Genomic DNA, 18,749 nt, shown 5'->3' on the forward strand with positions numbered 1-18,749 from the left:
TTTTGATTAATTTTGTCTCTACATTCATGTCTGACATTGTTAAGGGGTTAAACTTCAATTTGTTATTCGCATTACAAATCTAGTTTGTTTGCCCTTTAACTGTCAGATGAAATCGAAACTAATGCAGCTAATGAAATTATGGATTGGTGGGTTGCATGATTATTAACCACCCCTAGGCTATTAATCCGATAATTGCTTTTCACAGCTGGATAAAAGATATAATTTTACTATTCCTTGCCATCCTCGTCATCTTTCAGTTCGCTGTCAGAATTGATATTGCGCGATGTTAGTCGGCCTGTAATAATGCCATCAATATCCGGCTTCCAACCTCCAAGTGGGATGTCCGTTAAGTCTTCATCCGGAATACTTAGCAATACATCAGCTATCATTTCCTGGAGCTCTTCTCGCTTATAAAGAAGCGAAGCAATCGTGTAGTCAATCTCTTCCTCGGCAGTTAATGTCCCCATTATTTTTTTCCGGATCAGCTTTCGAACATATTTTTTCTTCTGAATCATAACCTATAAGTTTTATATCTATTTAATTCTATCGCTCAATAATTGCTCTTACCTCATCCACAAAAGCCTCATCTATATAGAAAATAGGAGAATCCTCCTTCCGACAGCGCTGCAGCTTCTCAATAACATCATCTCCCCTAAGATTTCTCCGCATACTCCGGTCCAGTTCCGGATCAATCTCTATCTGTAGTGCTTCTAAATCGACAGATCGTATCTGCGAAACAAGTATATAGACACTTTCATTCAACGGAAGAAATCCTTTCTTTCTTAAACTGGGCCGCAGGCTGCCGTCGTCCAGAACTGGAACGTCGACACCTATCTTCATTATCGTGTAATCCCATTGATCGGTAAAGACATACATCACGGCCGATAAATCTTCCTGCGACTTCGCTTGCTGTGGAAGGCCGGCAGCATGCCGCTTCTTACTTACTTCTGCAAGTTCCATTCCCCGCTTTTGAATGGCTTCCCGATCCAGATTTTCTTTTCTAGGGGTAGGTTTATTCTTCTTATTGTTGTTTTTGAAAAAATTGAACATCATTGTTTTGTTTATTTAATCCTCCCACTCCAATCTGCGTACCTTAAAATATTTATGCAGTTGCTGTTCTTCACAGTTGGCGGTAAAGGATTGGACAATTTCTGAAAATTTTTGATTTAAATCGGTGTTGCTCATAGCATAAGATTTTATTGTTTCCTAAATATAAGGTTATTAAATCTGCTTAAGGAATTCTCGTCTCAGCGTATCCATTTTCTCAAACTGGCCGGCCGGAACTTCTGCGCATTTCCCGGAGACAACATCCAGCAGCATGTTTTTCTGTGTTGCATAGACGGGTAGCCATATGGGCGGTGCAAAGGTTTCGCTCCGGGTTGAAATGGTTTTATCGTACAGTTTGGGAATACTTTCCCACTGTAAGAGTTCCTCGGCAGATAGATTTTGTGCTACGTTCTGGATTTCATGAATAAATTGTTCCATGTTCAATTTATGCTTTTGGTTTATAAAAAGCACCTATCGATCCTGGATAGATTGTTGTGATCACGCAGCAAATATGCTGTATGTGAACGGAGAATTCCAAAAAAAATGTTGAACAGTAGGAAAACAGCAGTTTCATCCCCGCGGGAAAAGGCTGAACGACACGAAAATGGGGATTTGGGCGGATTTGACCTGGTTAAATTATCGGTTGGAGTTACGGGATTTTACATTATCTTTAGAGAGAAAGCATAGTACGTGAAAGGCTGCTAACTTTAAGGGTGGGTGCCAAAAGCCGTCCTTAGGATAATAATATACCCTTGGGAGAGCTTTTGAAGTGTGCCATCCTTTAACAAGGCATCAAGATGCCTATCCACGGACTTGGATCCACTTTTGTCCTAATTGTTAAAGATTGCATTGATATTTTCTCCCCTGATCAATCATATATACTATGATTCTAAGGAGTCGTTTTGCAAAGCCGTTCGGAAATTTTCCTCTAACTTTTCGGCACTCATTGCCCCCCCGCCAATTTTTATCAGTTTTTCGCCTTTTTGTAACAGTAAGGTTGGGTAACTGTTAACCCCTAAATTGTGAACGGTATGGAAAGCCTTAAGGCTGTCCCGACCAGCTTCATCGCTTTTAAATCGTTTTATGACTTCGTCCGCATCCAAACCAAACGCGTCCGCTATTTCGCGAAACGTTGCCTCTTCGCTAAGGCTTTTGCCTTCGCTGTAGAACGCTTTCTGCATAGCTGCAGCTAATTCGTAAGCTTTTTCAGAAGAAAAATGCTCCAGAGCGGCGAAACCTTTCGCGGCAGCTTCTGAGTCCAATACAAAATTTCCTTTTTCTAGCAGCTCTTGATAAGCATCACCAAACTTGACACCGGATAGTTGTTCGATGCGTTGATTGGCACCTGGAATGTGCGGATAATCGGAAATAGGACGTTTCCGATCCCCCACAAAAAGCCCACCCGATAAAACGGTTATGGGCAATTCAGGATGCATCTTGTGAAATTCATTTAATCCGGTTGAAAATCCGTAACACCAGCCACAGTAAGCATCCCAAATGTATATTAATTTTAAATCTTTACTATTCATAATGAATCACTTTTTAAAATCTAACGTATTGACTATTAATTACTGATACAAAAGTAATACGATACTTCGGCACTATAGCGATGGAAAAAAGCCAAAAACCGATAGAATTACGCTATATGTTCGGATTTGAAGTCGGCGGGGCTTTTACCGGTATTGTTACGAAAGAATTTGCTGAAATTGGTAGGTTCGTCAAAGCCCAGTTCAAAGGTAATTTCTTTTATACTTCTGTGGCTATAAACCAATAAACGTTTGGCCTCTAAGATGATCCGGTCATCAATAAATTCTTTCGGCGTTTTTCCCACTGCACTCTTTAAAGAATGGGTAAGTGGTTTCGCGGAGATACCCATTAATTGGGTATAATCTTTGACTTTATTGATGGTTTTATATTCCTTTTCGACCAGATTAGAAAATTGAAGAGCAATCAAATAATCTCTATTTTCGGTATACTGATAATTTTGTGTGCTGATTTGCGATGCTTCGATAAGAAATGCACTTAACAAATGTCGGAGCATGTTTTCCTGAAATGCATAGGTTCTCAATGCTGCTTCCTGCTGAATCAAATCGAGCAGTTTGTGAATCTTTGCATTGGTTTCGATAACCACATTCGGGCTAAAAGGGTTGAACAAATTGGTTTCCTTTAAAAGTAGCGTGTCATGAGTTGTCCGATTAAAGAAATCATCTGTAAAAAGCAATAATTTACCTGAATAGGAAGGGGAAACGTCAAAACGGATCACCTGATTCTTTCCGACAAACAGGATGTGTCTCTGATCTACGGGAATTTTTTTGAAATCGACCTCCTGTACCGAATTGTGAGATTCGATAATGATAATTTGGTAGAAATCGGCACGGTGCGGAACACCAATGTTCCCTTGATTTTTTTCGGTTATCTCGGATAAATCTTTAAACTCAAATTCAAACCGCGTTGTACCTCTGAAAGTGTATTTTTTCAAATTTTTCTTTTTTAAAGATTCTACTACTTTTCTTCATTGTCCGTAAACCATCGGTTTATAACCTATTTTTAATTTCTACACAAGATGGTCAATATAGTCTCAAGCTACCAATAAAAAGTTGAGAAACACCTCTCTGCCAACTCAATAACCTGCCGTAAACCGAACCCGGTGGTGTTTAGGATTTTCGATTTCATCCGCTATGACTACGGCCACATCTTCTACAGAAAGGATGTTCCTCCCTTTTTCGTCGACAATGGGGTAATCCGTACCGAGACGGTATTTTCCCGTACGACCTATGGTGACATTCGGGTTCATCTGCAGAGCGGGGCTAAAATACGCCCAGTCCAATTCTTTCTCCTTCTTGATTACTTCAAAATAGGCGCTGGTAGCTTTTGATTTTGGAATAAAAGGTAAATCTTGCGGCAAGGTATCAAGAACCTGTTTTCCATCCTCGGTCAATAAACTTCCGCCTCCACCAATGATAATGAACCTTTGTACGCCGGACCGCCTTACGGCTTCCTGAATTGCGTGGGCACCCTTCATAAAATCTTCCTGTAGATTTGCACTTGCCGCTGCCGGGCTAAAAGCACTTATGACCACATCGTGCCCTTTTAGCAAATTTGCTAATTCTTCTACATTATTTACATCCACGGCACTATAGCTTAGGATGCTTTGGTGTGGTGTTTTTCCTTTTCTGGCAATACCTGTAACTGTAATATTGCGGTCTACTAGTTCATTCACAATGCTGCTACCTACAAACCCTGTGGCTCCAATAACTGCTACTTTCATTCTTTTCTGTTTTAAAATATTATAACTTATTCACCTGTGCCCCCATGTGTCATTTCCATTAGCCGAAAATAAGACTCCAGCGATTATCACAACCTATGTAAACAACATTTTCTTTATTCATTAATCCTTTATGATGGGTTAAATATCCACTCCCACTTTCTTTATACATCACAAATTTACAACAAAACGCTTACTTTCGTATAGTGGTATACAAAAGTATAGTAACATCACTTAATTAAAATAAATATATCAGAATGAAATTTAAATTAATAGATATCGACCTCATAAAAAAGTGTCCAGAGACTTATTTGTTGGCTGTCAATGATACTTTAAATGTTTTAGCAGGAAAGTGGAAGCTGCCTATTATGGCTTCTTTACAATTTGGAAAGAAACGATTTAAGGATCTAGAGAAAGAAATTCCTAAAATCACACCAAGAATGCTTTCCAAAGAATTAAGAGATTTGGAAATAAACGGTATGGTAACACGAACTGTTTATGGAACGTATCCAGTAGCGGTAGAATACGAATTCACAGAGTCCGGAAAATCATTTAAAAAAGTAATCGATGCAATGGTTGAATGGGGAATAGAGCATAGAAATAGAGTTTTGAAATAGAAACCGCGGTTTAAGTCAAATGCGGTGTTTAAAACAGTGTGCTTTGGCTTAAAAGTATCAGTAAAAGAACTGTTTTTACCTTTCTAAATTCTTCCTAACTGTTTAAATTTAGCCCTTGTAATTTAAAAACTTGGTCCCAAATATTGGGGTGGTAGGACGAATCGGTCTCTGTGCAAAGCTACGCAGCACAGTAATTAAATAAATTGTCATGATTAACACTTTATTAGAGACATCTCCGAATTGGGTCTTACTGCTAATGCGAGTACTAGCAGGTGCAGTTTTATTGCCTTATGGTTTGAAAAAAATAGGATGGTTAAAGGGCCCTCGAGCAAATGCCTTTGGAAAAATGCGCGAAATGGGTGTCCTTCCAATTCTTGCTTGGCTGATAACGATCGCGCAAACTTTAGGGGCTATTGCTATGATAAGTGGTTTTTTGGTTAGAGTAGCTGCGGCAGGGAATTTTATCATTATGTTTGGCGCGATGTTTTATCATATAAAAGATGGCTGGAGTATGAATTGGTACGGCGAAAAGAAAGGCGAAGGCATAGAATATTTTGTAATGCTTCTTGCAATTCTCTGGGTGATTATCCTCGAAGGTGGCGGAACGTTTTCCATCGATCTACTTTTGCTAAACCGCTAAAGGTATTCTTTTCGATTACTGGCGGGAAAGTATCATTCAAAGGACCATTACTACCTTTTATGCGTTTGTTATACGTTGCATCTTTGCATAGTATTTAAATATATTATGTAATAAAAAAATATGGATAGGCACAACGATGATTTTAGGACTTGGATTATCGACCTTGCATGCGCAAAACAACTCATTTTCTAACTTAAAAAAACAGTAATAATGGAAAACAAACAAAAAGTTATAGACTTGCTAAAAGCTATTGAGACAGGGGCCCACGAACCGTTGGAAATAATTAATGAGAACAAATACATCCAGCATAATCTGAACGTTGCAGATGGTCTTGCTGGCTTCAAAAGTTTTGTTCAAACATTGCCGGCTAATTCTGCAAAGGTAAATACCATACGCGTGTTTCAAGATGGGGATTACGTATTTGCTCATTCGGAATACAATGTCTTTGGTCCTAAAATCGGTTTCGATGTGTTCAGGTTTGAGGACGGAAAAATTGTTGAGCACTGGGATAATTTGCAGGAAACAGCAAAACCAAACCCAAGCGGGCGTACCATGATCGATGGCGCAACTGAATTAAAAGACCTAGATAAGACTGAGTCCAATAAAAAGATTGTTTCCGGTTTTGTGGAAGATATTTTAGTAAACGGAAAAATGGAGAAAATGGCTTCATTTTTTGACGGAGACAACTACGTTCAGCATAATCCAAACATTCCGGATCAATTATCAGGACTGGGCAGGACGCTGGAGGAACTGGGTAAACAAGGCATTTTTATGAAGTACGATATAGTCCATAAGGTACTGGGAGAAGGAAACTTTGTCTTGGTATTAAGTGAGGGAAGTTTCGGCAATGACCCTATTGCTTTTTATGACCTGTTTCGGGTTGAGAATGGAAGGATTGCTGAACACTGGGACGTTTTGGAAGCGATGATGCCGAGAGAAGATTGGAAAAACACTAATGGAAAATTCTAAGTAAGCGAACAGTTTTAACAAATTAACTGTTCTGTAAATAACAGTTTAAGGTAAAAAAATGAAAGATATCAAGAAGCTAGGGACAGGATCCCAATATGAGCTGGTACCTATTGGGAAAGCATTAAGGAATGCCCGATGTGTCCGGTGCCGCAAAGGGGACATGTTCTACCCCGGCATTATGAGACAGAAAATGCACGAAAAATGTAATTATTGCGATTTGTTTTACGAGAGGCATCCCGGTTATTTTTATGTTTCGATGTTCGTCAGCTATGCAATGGCTGTAGCAGAAATGATTACCGTAGGTGTAGCAACGTATGTTTTGTCCGGCGGGTCAGAAAATATGTATCTCTATATCGGAATCATATTATCTGCTGTCGTGTTGCTGGCCCCATTTAACTTCAGATATTCTAGGGTTCTGCACATGTACTTTTTGGATCCGGGATTGAAGTACGAACCGAAGCTTGCGGAGAAGATCCATGATAGAATGGTTTCAGCACAATAAATAGGATAAAAACAAAAAGGGGCAGATTTCAACTGTCGTCATGTCCCCCTTTTTGTTTTCTATTTTGAACACGGGAGATCTTCAAAGAAACTTCCTGACTCGGCCAACCGAAATAAAAGAAGGTACGGGGGTCAGACATTGATAAATGGTGGAATGGCTTAAAAGCATTCCCACAGTTGCACAATACCAACCATATTTACTCTTTTCCGCTTCTTCCTCCGAAATACCTCTCCGTATCATGACTGTTTTCCATTCGTCAAAGATATTTGCGCTCCATTTTGGAGTATGCGAGTCATAATGTGCGAACCAAAGCAGAAGATCGCGTATAATTAACGGATAGATTACATTAGTATCCAGTACAGCTGTAAATCTTACACTACGAATCACAGAGTCCAAGATCTTCATCAAGATTCATCATATCGGTCAACTGGGTTTTCTGTTCGGCTTTCATTTGTTTTTTGTATTCCACCACGTCTTCGAAAACTATTCTGCGGTGTTTTCCTACTTTGGTATATTGAATCTTGCCTTCTTCAAGCAGTTTAACTAAATGAGGGCGGGAACAGCCAAGCATTATCTCCTCCACAAAAGCCTCATCTATATAGAAAATAGGAGAATCCTCCTTCCGGCAGCGCTGCAGCTTCTCAATAACATCATCTCCCCTAAGATTTCTCCGCATACTCCGGTCCAGTTCCGGATCAATCTCTATCTTTAGTGCTTCCAAATCGACAGATCGTATCTGCGAAACAAGTATATAGACATTTTCATTCAACGGAAGAAATCCTTTCTTTTTTAAACTAGGCCGCAGGCTGCCGTCGTCCAGAAGTGGAACGTCGACACCTATCTTCATTATCGTGTAATCCCATTGATCGGTAAAGACGTAGATCACGGCCGTTAAATCTTCCTGCGACTTCGCTTGCTGTGGAAGGCCGGCCGCATGCCGTTTCTTGGTAACCTCTGCCAGTTCCAATCCCCGTTTTTGGATGGCTTCCCTGTTTAGGTGCTCTTTCCTAGGGGTAGCTTTACTCTTTTTATTTTTTCTGAAAAAGTTGAACATCATTGTTTTGTTTATTTAATTCTCCCATTCCTCTACCCTGATCTTAAAATTTTTATGCAGTTGCTGTTTGTCACAGTTGGCGGTGAAGGATTGGACCATTTCTGAAAATTTTTGATTTAAATCGGTGTTGCTCATAGCATAAGGTTTTATTGTTTCATAAATATAAGGTTATTAAATCTGCTTAAGGAATTCTCGTCTCAGCGTATCCATTTTCTCAAACTGGCCGGCCGGAACTTCTGCGCATTTTCCCGACACAACATCCAGCAGCATGTTTTTCTGTTTTGCATAGACGGGTAGCCATATGGGAGGCTCCCAGGTTTCGATCTTGGTTGAAATGGTTCTCTCAAACAATCTGGGAATACTTTCCCACTGTAAGAGTTCCTCGGCAGATAGGTCCTCCAACAGGTTATAACAGGACTGCATGGTGGCTTGATATTGTTCTCGGTTGTTTACGTATAGGTCTCCCTTACTCCGTACCGTCAGCTTTTCGCCTTCCGTTGTAAGAACAACCGGACGGATGGGGACGCCGCTCAATTGACTTAGTATGGACATTCCCATACGTACATCCAAAGTGGTGTTATGTACATGGATCTGCGTCCATCCTTTCTCTCCACTTCCTCCCTCCTCTCCATCGATATAGCAGATGACGTGGAATCCATCTTTCAGTAGCCGCTTTAACTGAATCAGGGATGTGGAGCCGCTTGACCGCACGAATTGCAGTTCGCTAGGTTTGGGCTCCCGGCCGAAACTCTTTTCGAACTGCGTCACATACATTGGGTATTGTTCCTCGAATACTTCGTCTTTGAGCAGGATGGCGATACCGTATTCTCGACGTATAAGCGCACGCGTCATCAATGCATAGGGTCCGACATGGAAGCAGGCCCATATCCGGGGTCCATCCACTAGAGGCAATTGTGCTTCCAGTTGTGGCAGAAAGGTCTTATCGTGTTTGAATGGTTCCTGTTGAAGATAGCTTTGATGGATATGTACTAGCCGTAGTATGGATTCGTAGCTATCGACCAATTCCCAGCGGTACAGCATGGAAGCTGCTTTGACACTTTGGTTCCAGAGGATGTGATCATCTCTTACAGCAGGTATTGCCGGTAATGTATTTAGTTCACTTTTCATGTTTGATCTAGTTAGTTAAAAAGGGTGTCCGGATCACCCTTATTGTACAATCAAGTTGTTCTAAATGTATTTAAAATTACATTTTTCCTTACTGACAGCGAGCAAGTCAAGCCCTGCTCCCGCATCGATTATGTTCGTGGCTATTTGTGCTACGTGCTGGATTTCATGAATAAATTGTTCCATGTTCAAATAATTTATTTGGGTTTATAAAAAGCACCTATCGATCCTGGATAGATTGCTGTGTGATCACGCAGCAAATATGCTGTATGTGAACGGAGAATTCCAAAAAAAATGTTGAACAGTAGGAAAACAGCAGTTTCATCCCCGCGGGAAAAGGCTGAACGACACGAAAATGGGGGTTTGGGCGGATTTGACCTGGTTAAATTATCGGTTGGAGTTACGGGATTTTACATTATCTTTAGAGAGAAAGCATAGTACATGAAAGGCTACTAACTTTTAAGAACGATGAATTATAACCTCATGGAAAAGGTCATTTTTCATTATCCCAATTACGATGGCATTAAGTGTATCGCTCACTAATTATGATCTGATATCTATACGCAAGAAATGGCTCGGGATTCTGCTGCATTTGTCGCTATCGATCATACTATTCTTCGTCACTTTCTTTGCGACGTTTACATTATCGGCAAAAATTGATGGTTTTACTATCTTTTACATCGGCTGCGCGTTTGGTGCAATTCTATTTGCGCTGCTTACCAATATTATTTTGCCTTTCCAGCATTTCTGGTCGAGTCTATTAATCATCACGGTGCTATCATTAATATGTTTTCCTATAGCCACCTATATCCATGAGACACCGTGGAATATAATACCCATTTTGAAAGGAAGAGAGAATATATCTATTGTGTGGATGACATTAGTAGGGTTGGGAATTGCTATTGGGATTCATAAATAAAAACAGGCATCTCTTATTCAGAAAATGCCTGCTATATAATATTGTTAAAAACGCTATTTCAGTTTTTCGATTTCTTTGACACTAAGCTTAGTGAATTTTGCGATCTGCTCTATCGGAAGACCGTCCTTTTTCATTTCACGCGCCATTTCGCGCTTTTCAGCTTCGGCTTTAGCACGTTCTTCTAATCGACCTTTATGTAAACCTTTCTGAATACCTTTCTCAAGACCTTTCTCAAGACCTTCCTGCAAACCTTGCCTAACAGCCGTAAGACGGATGCTCTCCGCATCACGCTTATCCTTTAAGCTCCATTCGTATGCTTTCATATCTTCTACCTTTAGATTTGATATCTCTCCGATATCAAAGATAAGACCAAATACACGTTTATCCAAAAATTTTGGTATTTCTCTCAGCTGTGACATGTGCTTGAAAACATATAACCACATATCCATAAAGGTCTTGATTTCAGATTCTTCTTTACGGAAATTAGGCAGGCTGAGAAGCTTGTAGCCCAATTTGTCGTAAAACTGGGCCTTGCGCTCCCGATCGTAAAGCACTACATCGTAATAGTACTGATCACTGGCCGCGCTGTCCAATGCAAAATCAAGAATGCCGATGAAATAAACCTCGGGAAGTTCATAGGTATTGCCCTTATGACCACGCGGCACCAACGTATGGATAAGACGTGAGCTGTAGTAAACCATTCGGTCGCGGATAAAATCCTGTGACAGTTGCTGCATTTCGATAATGAAATGGCTGTCGTCATCACTGGTGCAATATAGATCAAAGATAACCTTGCGGTTGCTCTCCTGCACGCCGTTACGCTCTGTAGGCCGGTACTCCAGATCACGGATGACCTTCTCGCCTTCAAAAAGACCGTTGAGAAAATTAATAAGGTTGGGCTTCCCGCCATCAGGACCGAAATACAGCTTCATGCCGAAGTCGGTACACATGTCTACATACTTTCCGAGAAAATTTTTGTGCTTTTTCATAATACTTACAATTGGATTTCACTTCTCAAATATAAACACAAAAACCGATAAAAACTAATATTTTTAGTAAAAATATAGAGCGGATTAGTTTATTTGTACAATAGCAACCCTTGACGTCATCTGTATTTTCTGTTTGGTGAATCAAATTGCTAACTGGACGAATCCATTTTTTCAAATATTATTATCAATGGATGACTCACTATCATGCAAGGAAGAAACTGTTAAATTCATCAAAGATTCGGCATCTACATCAAGACCAGTCAAACCTAGCAGTATATAAGGATTCCCATTCCCGTCTTTCTTAGTGGGGACTTATATGAAAAATATAGGAGACTTTTGTAATCTTTCAAACGCCCGGCTTTCAAATCTTCTTGAGACTTACCAACTCCAGCCACAACGTGATTTGGGAATATAAATGGATCAAATCGACCAAAAGAAATTTTCGGTGTGACTCTAGTTTGGAGGAGTTTGGTGCACTTCTAAGAGAAACGATGAAAAATAGCTAGAGCGGGATTCTTGGATAATTGCTAATTTCTTTTTCTTTACCACCTTTACTGGACATTACCATACTCGGACGGTTATTCCTTGCAATCTCATTTGCCCTGTTTAGCGCTTCCATTTTACCTTCGTAATTAGCTATCAACTCATCGTGGTCATCAAATACCTGCCACTGATTACCGTCCTGATCCCACCGAACGTAGTATACCCGAGGTGCTATAATGTTCTCTTTGCCCCTGATTAAGTCGAGGATAATCCGCCCATCACTATAACCTCCATCTGGAAAAGGAATGGGAATAAGAGCAAAGAATATGTAGTATAATGAAAAATACGTGAATTGATATGCAAAAAGACCTTCCTCGAGGATATCCTTTTCGACAAGTAAAATAACAGCTATCGCGGCCAGCAAGTTAAACAAAACACCACCAGAGAAAATAAGGATATTGGCTATTGTTCTTTGACGTGTAATATTGTCAAAAGTACAGAAGCCATACCAGAAGTAGTATTGTCGGACCTCAACTAGTCCCCAACGAAAAACAGGCTTTCCTGTTCCTATCGTAATCCTGATATTTTTTCCACCCATAAGCCACGCAAAAAAAACGTGCCCTCCTTCATGAATAGTCGAGATTACGGGTAGCAAAACGAAAAAAGCCAGAATAAATTTGGGAATGTCTTCAATTCCAAACATAAGCAGCCAAATTTCTATGTCGTTTACTAAACTACGTAATGAACAACCTTTTCTTGAATTCGTTTTCACCGAATAAGAAAGGTCCCGTTCGTATACAGTTTCTTTCTACGCGTATCAGTTTCAGGTTTTTGAAAATAGTCGTATCTTTCTCGAATAAACTTAGGTTATTAAAATGCAAGATACCAGCATCCTTTGGCAGGGGAAAATAACAGCGCGCGAGCAGAAATATTGGCGGCTGAGTGCAGAAAAACACAAATACGAGAACGTACCAAACGATTTTGAAGCAATAATCACCATTGACAAATCAGGCTTAGTAGTTAGTTACCCCGAACTGTTTGAAAGAGTACTTTAATTCAATTATAACTAGAAGTATCCCTAGATTTATCGATAATAACAATTTGGTTGACGATGTTGCAGGAAATTATCGAAATCGGCCTGATCGCCGCTTTGAAACTTTGGTTGCAGAGAATATGATCATCCCTCAAGTGATGTGACAGTTCAATTTTACACTACCTGTATTTTGCTGATCACTCTTTGCAAAAATTCTGTAACACTTCTTCTCGAGTAGCGGCGAAATAATTGTATCCGGTTTTATTCGTTTCATAAATAAACTCGTTTAAGCTGTTACTTTGGTATTTCGAAAATGCTCCAATGATAGCAATCGGCATGCGGTACTGAGCAAACTTTTGAAGAATATCTCCAGCGACTTTTGTTTTCAGGTCAAAAAACGAGGGAGTTATATTCTTCTCATGTAAAATAACTTTATCAAAACCCTGGTAGTAAATGTTTCCTAACAAATCCAAAGCAGTTTCTGTATCATGAATAATGATTTCATCTGAAATAATTTCCGCTATTTGTATATTGTTTTTCTGGTGTTTTACAATCTTCATGATTCGATTAAAATGTTGTGGGATATTAACATTAATACTTCTCAAATTTACTATTTATTTCAGGATTATGCATGTACATTGACACTAAAGGCCTGAACGATTGCTGTAAATTTTCGTTTTCAACCTACTTCTCGGTCCCAGCCAGCACTGTCGGTGCGAATAAAATCGGCGACTAGGTGCTGAGTACGCGCTGTGTTGTCGTCCAACCCCTGCAAAAAGGATAGCGTACTGTTCGCTCTTATGGCTTCTATTAATGATCCATCGACTTCGAAACCTTTCCACATACTACTAAAGGCGGACCAAGAAGATTGTCAAAACAGGGATTATTTATTATTATCAATCTTTGACAAGTATTCCAGTACGTGTTCTTCTGTTGTAGCTTGAAGCTTGATATTATCAGTGAAAAGGTCGGAGCGTAACGACTGATAAATAAGGATTATGTTTTTTAAGGAGTACACCCTGCAAAACGGCACAAACGAGCATGATTATTGCGGGCTGTTGAGAGGATTTCGATACGAAACATATAAATGTAACCAAATTCAAAAAAATGAAAACGACAACATTTCTAACATTTGTAGGCGATAAATGCGGAAAGGCTGAAGGAGCGATAAATTTCTACACTTCCAAGGATATGTTGGACGACGCATTGCTACGTCGATTTGACTTAGCCATCTCCTTGGAACTGCCCGACCAACAACAGATACAGGAATTGATCCAGTTGGTACTAAAAGAGGGAAAATTTGCGTTTGGCCGCAAAGTATCTATGAAGAAATGATTGAGCATGCGCAGGGTCTCTCCTACTACAGTATACATTTAGTTCGGCTTTTTTGTTTTAGAGGTATTTCGGTATATTTGGCGAAAGAGTTAGTAACTAAAGAAATCAGATGGAAAGATTACGAGTAAAGAACTTTGGACCGTTGAGGGATGTTGATATCGAGTTTAAAAATATCAATATATTCATAGGAACTACCAGTAGCGGTAAGAGTACCATTGCCAAACTCGTTTCCATTTTCAAAGGGGGAGCCTTAGACGGACAATCTCCCGATGCTATGCAAACGTTTTCAAAATTGCTTGCAAATTATAATATTGATTTTCAGATCTATCCAGATACATTAATTAGGTATGAGAATGATGACCTTTTCTATGAAATAGAGGGAACAGAATTCCGTAGCAATATTTCAAAAAACAATATACGTTCACTAAATCCCATATACATTCCTGCCGAAAGGGTTTTCTTTGCAACTCTTTCCCAATCTGTATTCAGCCTCATTAACAGTGACGTGGCTCTTCCTAAATGGTTGATCGATTTTGGGGCAAAATTTGAAAATGCAAGAACCAATATTAAGGAACTCTCAATCAATTTTCTTGATATTCAATATCAATGGAAAGATGGTACGGATTATATCACGGTTGCGGATCAGACAACGATAAAGCTATCACAGGCATCCAGTGGGATCCAGTCTATTGTGCCGCTTCTTCTCGTGGTTAAGCATCAGACCAATCCCAATAAAAAGGAGGATGATATCTTCGTGATAGAAGAACCGGAACTTAATCTTTATCCATCTTCTCAAAAAGATTTAATCGAATTTATTATTGAAAGAGTAAAACTTTCGGAAGACAAACTCATCATCACTACACATAGCCCTTATTTGCTGACATCAATAGATAATCTCATTCAGGCAGGCAATGTGGTCAAAGAGCGTCCAGAATTGCAGTCCGAAGTGAAGGAACTTGTTGATGAATCCTGTTGGATTGATTACGAAAATGTTGCTTGCTATTATTTTAGCAATGGGACGTCCCGATCTACGTTGGATGAAGCGTTAAAATCAATCGGTCCATCCAATATTGATGATATTTCGGAGGAACTAAGTAGCACTTTTGAAGGTTTGTTGACCCTTAGATATTCATAGTATGCCCTGCAAGGATATTTTATCGAAGTTAGGAGGGGATACTGGTTGCTACAGCAATGAATCCTCCGCCCATGAAAACGGAAAGAAGTTCACACTGAACAATGTAAGCAAAAAAAGTATCTGCAAAATCCGTGTGGATGATTGTCTTGTCAAAGACAAAAATATCCGGAAATGTGACTTTTTCTTTTCTGTTAACGAAGATCGGAAATTTTACCTTGTTGAACTCAAAGGACAATCGATAATAGACGCTGTTGAACAGATAAAAAGCACTTTTATAATAATCAATGCCAAACTTAGTGAAGATCCAAAAAAATACGCTGGCGTAGTGGTTTCCAGTGCAGTTCCCAAAGCTGCCGATCAGAAGTTTAAAACCCTTCAACAAAAGATATACAAGAATCATAAGTTGATGATCAAAAGAAAACAAATCCATTATATCGAAAACATTTGATAGGAAAACGGAGCGCAAGTGATGTCATTTCACCGGAAATGCCCAAGGCGAGAACAGCACTGGCCTCGAGCGTCGGGGTTTCGCAGGCCGCAAATTCCCCCTTCCTTTTTTCTTTTGCCGGTGTTTTCGCTCTTCATCTGTTACGGTGCTCTCCCCTCCGCTCGCGATATTGTTTGGATCGAGCAATCCACCCAACATATCGGCTGCCGCTTTGTAAGCTCTCCAGCTATACCTGCTACCTGTTCGAAAGCTTCGATGCATGCCGAGCCTGCAAGCTATGGTTGGGCTGGTTCTCGATATTCTGCTCCTTCTGTATCTCCTGTTCTTTCGCTCGGGAGCGTAACCTTGATTGACCTCCGTTATAAACAAAACGTCCTGCAACCTCACGAAAGAGTTTGATTGTCGCTTGATTTATGATGAAAAAGGAATTTAATAGGATGAAGTCTGTTTGAATATAGTATCACCCGAGAAAATCTCGATTATAAATAGCTATCAACTCGCCCAAAAGCCAGACACGCCCATGGGTGTTTTTTTGGAAAGCTGGTTAAGTGAAAACGGCCAATTTTACAGTCCAAATAACTTCGACGTATCCAAGACAGCACTAAGTATATTTATTCTAACGTTGCCTCGGCATTAGCTGCATTTCTCGTCGAGCAGCGATCTGGATTACCGTTTGATGAGTTTACTAAAAAATATATTTTCGAACCGCTGCAGCTTGACCGCACGCACTGGTTTTATGACGAAGATAAATCTCGTGATTATGCAAAACTTTACGAGATAAATGTCCCTGATCTCCCATTCTACAAATATTTAGTGAACGAAGATAAAAGTGTGAAACCCTACACCTCTATCATTTATCCAGATGGAAGTTTAAAAAGTTCACTAGGTGACATGATAAAATATGTACAAGAATCATCAAAGGGTATAACGGTGGTTCCAAACTGCTGAGCAAAGCGTCTTACAAAGCGATGTTGGACAAAAGATTCGCAGATAAAGATTTGCCCGCTAGTATGGGTGAGACGGTAACAAATCAAGCTATGTTTTGGGCTTACAACAAGAAAGGTCGATTAACACACACGGGAAGTGATCCCGGGTTTTTTGCCGTCATCTCCATCGATCTTAAAACAAATATCGGTCGAATCGTTTTGATAAACGCCAATATTGATACACATGATAATCAGAAACTGATAAAAGACTTAAGATTGATTTCCGAAAATCTAGAAAACTTCGTTTCAAAATAATACACATGATAATGGATAATATGATCCTACCCTTTAAGCGTCCGCGGTGGAATTTTTTGATCATCATCGTGTTATCGTTAATGTGTTTTCCTTTAGCCACCTATATCCATGAGAAATCTTGGGGTATCGTCCCGATTTTGAACGGTAGGGAGAATATAGCTGTGGTATGGATGACGTTGGTAGGGTTGGGAATTTCTGTTGGGATTCATAATAAAAGGCGTGGGTAGTCAAACGTAAGACCTGTTCCTCCCTCCTTGTCAATAAATCACAGCCGTAAATCTTGCACTATGAATCATAGAGTCCAAGATCTTCGTCAAGGTTCATCATATCGATCAAGTGGTTTTTCTCCTCAGCTTTCATGAAATGATCCTTGTTTTGTTAAAAAAGCGAACAAGTCCAAGGTTTTCTTAGAGAAACGCGATTTTCTCCCACTCCTCTGACATCTCTTCAGTCAAATATTTTTTTGCCCTTCACGTTATGCTAAACAAAGGATAATAAAGAAACAATTTCTTGCCATACGATAACCTGACCTAGAGAAAGTTGTGATAACTTTATGATATACTTGAACGAATGGAATGATGAAAACTAAGTTATCTGACAGACTGGCTGCAATTGTACGTGCACTTCCAATAAATGATGGTAGTAGAGTTTTGGAAATCGGTTGCGGATCGGGAGCAATGGCAAGGGAAATATCCAGACAATTAAAAGATGGGCGTATTCTCGCTATCGATCGATCTGCAAAAGCCATTCGTCAAGCCATTACCGGTTCAACTAATGAACTGGAAAGTGGACAGCTCACGTTCATGCAAGTTGCTGTAGAAGATTTTGACATGGATACCGGTGAAAAGCCTTTTGACATGGCTGTTGCGATAAGGGTCGGAGCTTTGGACGGGAGGCATCCTGAAATTGAAAAGCAGGCGCTACAGAAAATTACTAAGTCTCTGAAGAAATCGGGAAAACTATTTATCGACGGAGGAAATCCTTTGAAAGAAATTCCTCTAGATGAATACGGAAGTAAGACGGCAACACCCAAAACATTGCGCACCTGCAAACAAGGACACCAATATAGCAAAAGCGGTGATTGCCCAACCTGCCCCATTTGCGAAAAACTGAAGGAGCCAGCTTCAGGTTTCCTTAGCTTATTGAGCAATCCCGCAAGAAATGCGTTGCTTCATCACGGCATTGATACCATTGAAAAGTTGTCGGAACATACCGAAAAAGAGATCCTTGCGTTGCATGGCATCGGAAAGGCTTCTCTACCCGCATTTAAAAAAGCGCTGGAAGAAGCGGGGTTAAATTTTAAAGCCAAACCGTACCTTTCCCGCTAATCCACTTCCACGTAGTCGTCCAACCGGTCTTCCAGATCGTCACGATATTTCTTTACTCTCCGGAGGATCAGGCTCAACAGGATATGGAGCATGCCAACGGTGACCAGCCCGATTCCTATCCAGATACCGACGGTCACGCCGGCGATGACAGGATTCCAGAGCAACAGCGCGGAGAATAGAACACCCAGAATACCCGTTGACAGAACCCAACCCCATTTCTTTGTCCCCGAGTGCTTGAATTCAAATGCATTGATAATCGCCATTACCGACCGGAACAGCAACCATAGCCCGATAAAAATCGACAACATCAACGCGGATACGCCGGGATTGGAGAGCAAGCAGACTCCCACCAGCAGGTTCAATATACCTCCGATCAGGCTCCAGCCCCAATTGCTGAGGTTCTTCCGGTTGGAGACGGCATAAACCAGTTCGGCGATACCAAGAATGAGAATCCCAACACTCAGGAACATCGTCAGGGCCAGAAACGAACTCAGAGGAGTAACAAATACCCAGACGCCCAATAGGGCATAGAGGACTCCCATGATTAACGGCAGATACCAGTACTTTAATGCACGATTGATTAGATTTTTTTCCATTGTTAAAAGATTATAAATGATAA

Annotated in this window: 28 protein-coding genes; 12 read left to right on the forward strand and 16 right to left on the reverse strand. The window is 40.2% G+C overall.

Features of this window, described 5'->3' with window-relative positions:
* Positions 1-227: 227 nt before the first annotated feature.
* The 6 genes from C5745_RS07275 to C5745_RS07300 all read right to left on the reverse strand — a co-directional run bounded on the left by C5745_RS07275 (position 228) and on the right by C5745_RS07300 (position 4,315).
* Positions 228-515 (reverse strand): hypothetical protein, encoded by a 288-nt coding sequence (locus C5745_RS07275; protein ID WP_105716342.1) that lies wholly within the window; start codon positions 513-515, stop codon positions 228-230.
* 28 nt (positions 516-543) lie between these two features.
* On the reverse strand, positions 544-1,053 hold the full coding sequence (locus C5745_RS07280) for a hypothetical protein (RefSeq protein ID WP_105716343.1): 510 nt from the start codon (positions 1,051-1,053) through the stop codon (positions 544-546).
* 168 nt (positions 1,054-1,221) lie between these two features.
* Complete coding sequence (locus C5745_RS07285) at positions 1,222-1,485, reverse strand: hypothetical protein (RefSeq protein WP_105716344.1); 264 nt, start codon at positions 1,483-1,485, stop codon at positions 1,222-1,224.
* Between the two features lie 443 nt (positions 1,486-1,928).
* Positions 1,929-2,576, reverse strand: coding sequence for a DsbA family protein (locus C5745_RS07290; protein ID WP_105716345.1), 648 nt, complete (start codon positions 2,574-2,576; stop codon positions 1,929-1,931).
* Positions 2,577-2,683: 107 nt separating this feature from the next.
* On the reverse strand, positions 2,684-3,526 hold the full coding sequence (locus C5745_RS07295; protein WP_105716346.1) for a helix-turn-helix domain-containing protein: 843 nt from the start codon (positions 3,524-3,526) through the stop codon (positions 2,684-2,686).
* A 141-nt stretch (positions 3,527-3,667) separates the two neighbouring features.
* Positions 3,668-4,315 (reverse strand): NAD(P)-dependent oxidoreductase, encoded by a 648-nt coding sequence (locus C5745_RS07300; protein ID WP_105716347.1) that lies wholly within the window; start codon positions 4,313-4,315, stop codon positions 3,668-3,670.
* A gap of 254 nt (positions 4,316-4,569) precedes the next feature.
* Here C5745_RS07300 and C5745_RS07305 point away from each other — a divergent pair, with 254 nt between their 5' ends.
* From C5745_RS07305 to C5745_RS07320, 4 genes are all read left to right on the forward strand, one after another.
* Positions 4,570-4,929, forward strand: coding sequence for a winged helix-turn-helix transcriptional regulator (locus C5745_RS07305; RefSeq protein ID WP_105716348.1), 360 nt, complete (start codon positions 4,570-4,572; stop codon positions 4,927-4,929).
* A gap of 208 nt (positions 4,930-5,137) precedes the next feature.
* On the forward strand, positions 5,138-5,569 hold the full coding sequence (locus C5745_RS07310; protein WP_105716349.1) for a DoxX family protein: 432 nt from the start codon (positions 5,138-5,140) through the stop codon (positions 5,567-5,569).
* A gap of 210 nt (positions 5,570-5,779) precedes the next feature.
* Positions 5,780-6,538: a nuclear transport factor 2 family protein gene (locus C5745_RS07315; protein ID WP_105716350.1), complete on the forward strand. Its 759-nt coding sequence runs from the start codon at positions 5,780-5,782 to the stop codon at positions 6,536-6,538.
* 58 nt (positions 6,539-6,596) lie between these two features.
* On the forward strand, positions 6,597-7,040 hold the full coding sequence (locus C5745_RS07320) for a DUF983 domain-containing protein (protein WP_243403277.1): 444 nt from the start codon (positions 6,597-6,599) through the stop codon (positions 7,038-7,040).
* Positions 7,041-7,416: 376 nt separating this feature from the next.
* On the opposite strand, the gene C5745_RS20595 is transcribed toward C5745_RS07320, so the two are convergent.
* The 3 genes from C5745_RS20595 to C5745_RS20720 all read right to left on the reverse strand — a co-directional run bounded on the left by C5745_RS20595 (position 7,417) and on the right by C5745_RS20720 (position 9,405).
* Positions 7,417-8,097, reverse strand: coding sequence for an excisionase family DNA-binding protein (locus C5745_RS20595; RefSeq protein WP_243403278.1), 681 nt, complete (start codon positions 8,095-8,097; stop codon positions 7,417-7,419).
* A gap of 168 nt (positions 8,098-8,265) precedes the next feature.
* Positions 8,266-9,222 carry a lysophospholipid acyltransferase family protein gene (locus C5745_RS07335; RefSeq protein ID WP_105716351.1) on the reverse strand — a complete coding sequence of 319 codons (957 nt, stop codon included), beginning with the start codon at positions 9,220-9,222 and terminating at the stop codon, positions 8,266-8,268.
* A gap of 60 nt (positions 9,223-9,282) precedes the next feature.
* The gene (locus C5745_RS20720) at positions 9,283-9,405 is read right to left on the reverse strand and encodes a hypothetical protein (RefSeq protein WP_262508119.1); all 123 of its coding nucleotides are present in this window, start codon (positions 9,403-9,405) and stop codon (positions 9,283-9,285) included.
* Between the two features lie 331 nt (positions 9,406-9,736).
* On the opposite strand from C5745_RS20720, the gene C5745_RS07340 reads away from it, so the two are divergent.
* Entirely contained in the window at positions 9,737-10,138 is a 402-nt protein-coding gene (locus C5745_RS07340) for a hypothetical protein (protein ID WP_105716352.1), read from the forward strand.
* 53 nt (positions 10,139-10,191) lie between these two features.
* Here the strand turns inward: C5745_RS07340 and C5745_RS07345 are convergent, their stop codons facing one another.
* Positions 10,192-11,127, reverse strand: a complete 936-nt coding sequence (locus C5745_RS07345; RefSeq protein WP_105716353.1) for an Rpn family recombination-promoting nuclease/putative transposase — start codon at positions 11,125-11,127, stop codon at positions 10,192-10,194.
* Between the two features lie 502 nt (positions 11,128-11,629).
* Positions 11,630-12,313 carry a site-2 protease family protein gene (locus C5745_RS07350; protein WP_105716354.1) on the reverse strand — a complete coding sequence of 228 codons (684 nt, stop codon included), beginning with the start codon at positions 12,311-12,313 and terminating at the stop codon, positions 11,630-11,632.
* 172 nt (positions 12,314-12,485) lie between these two features.
* Here C5745_RS07350 and C5745_RS07355 point away from each other — a divergent pair, with 172 nt between their 5' ends.
* Positions 12,486-12,665 carry a putative glycolipid-binding domain-containing protein gene (locus C5745_RS07355; RefSeq protein WP_105716355.1) on the forward strand — a complete coding sequence of 60 codons (180 nt, stop codon included), beginning with the start codon at positions 12,486-12,488 and terminating at the stop codon, positions 12,663-12,665.
* 175 nt (positions 12,666-12,840) lie between these two features.
* Here C5745_RS07355 and C5745_RS07360 read toward each other — a convergent pair whose 3' ends face one another.
* Positions 12,841-13,203 (reverse strand): DUF4180 domain-containing protein, encoded by a 363-nt coding sequence (locus tag C5745_RS07360; protein WP_105716356.1) that lies wholly within the window; start codon positions 13,201-13,203, stop codon positions 12,841-12,843.
* 119 nt (positions 13,204-13,322) lie between these two features.
* Entirely contained in the window at positions 13,323-13,487 is a 165-nt protein-coding gene (locus C5745_RS20190) for a hypothetical protein (RefSeq protein ID WP_165793041.1), read from the reverse strand.
* A gap of 263 nt (positions 13,488-13,750) precedes the next feature.
* Between C5745_RS20190 and C5745_RS07365 the strand changes: the two genes are divergently transcribed.
* Positions 13,751-13,978 carry a hypothetical protein gene (locus C5745_RS07365; protein WP_105716357.1) on the forward strand — a complete coding sequence of 76 codons (228 nt, stop codon included), beginning with the start codon at positions 13,751-13,753 and terminating at the stop codon, positions 13,976-13,978.
* A 109-nt stretch (positions 13,979-14,087) separates the two neighbouring features.
* The gene (locus C5745_RS07370; RefSeq protein WP_105716358.1) at positions 14,088-15,113 is read left to right on the forward strand and encodes an AAA family ATPase; all 1,026 of its coding nucleotides are present in this window, start codon (positions 14,088-14,090) and stop codon (positions 15,111-15,113) included.
* A 28-nt stretch (positions 15,114-15,141) separates the two neighbouring features.
* On the opposite strand, the gene C5745_RS20070 is transcribed toward C5745_RS07370, so the two are convergent.
* Both C5745_RS20070 and C5745_RS07380 read right to left on the reverse strand, forming a co-directional pair.
* A complete protein-coding gene (locus tag C5745_RS20070) occupies positions 15,142-15,513 on the reverse strand; it encodes a hypothetical protein (RefSeq protein ID WP_133166312.1) in 372 nt (123 codons plus the stop codon).
* A gap of 72 nt (positions 15,514-15,585) precedes the next feature.
* Positions 15,586-15,948 carry a hypothetical protein gene (locus tag C5745_RS07380; protein WP_133166313.1) on the reverse strand — a complete coding sequence of 121 codons (363 nt, stop codon included), beginning with the start codon at positions 15,946-15,948 and terminating at the stop codon, positions 15,586-15,588.
* 222 nt (positions 15,949-16,170) lie between these two features.
* On the opposite strand from C5745_RS07380, the gene C5745_RS20800 reads away from it, so the two are divergent.
* The 4 genes from C5745_RS20800 (at position 16,171) to C5745_RS20805 (ending at position 18,130) form a co-directional block, all read left to right on the forward strand.
* On the forward strand, positions 16,171-16,509 hold the full coding sequence (locus C5745_RS20800; RefSeq protein ID WP_394342070.1) for a serine hydrolase: 339 nt from the start codon (positions 16,171-16,173) through the stop codon (positions 16,507-16,509).
* A 20-nt stretch (positions 16,510-16,529) separates the two neighbouring features.
* On the forward strand, positions 16,530-16,802 hold the full coding sequence (locus C5745_RS07390; protein WP_117584408.1) for a hypothetical protein: 273 nt from the start codon (positions 16,530-16,532) through the stop codon (positions 16,800-16,802).
* A gap of 5 nt (positions 16,803-16,807) precedes the next feature.
* Entirely contained in the window at positions 16,808-17,029 is a 222-nt protein-coding gene (locus C5745_RS07395; protein WP_133166314.1) for a hypothetical protein, read from the forward strand.
* Positions 17,030-17,377: 348 nt separating this feature from the next.
* Positions 17,378-18,130 (forward strand): methyltransferase domain-containing protein, encoded by a 753-nt coding sequence (locus C5745_RS20805; protein ID WP_207795742.1) that lies wholly within the window; start codon positions 17,378-17,380, stop codon positions 18,128-18,130.
* On the opposite strand, the gene C5745_RS07405 is transcribed toward C5745_RS20805, so the two are convergent.
* Complete coding sequence (locus C5745_RS07405) at positions 18,127-18,726, reverse strand: HdeD family acid-resistance protein (protein WP_165793042.1); 600 nt, start codon at positions 18,724-18,726, stop codon at positions 18,127-18,129. The two genes, C5745_RS20805 and C5745_RS07405, sit on opposite strands and share 4 nt — an antisense overlap.
* Between the last annotated feature and the right edge of the window lie 23 nt (positions 18,727-18,749).

The sequence above is a fragment of the Sphingobacterium haloxyli genome (genome assembly GCF_002980525.1).
GTDB classification, from domain to species: Bacteria; Bacteroidota; Bacteroidia; order Sphingobacteriales; family Sphingobacteriaceae; genus Sphingobacterium; species Sphingobacterium haloxyli.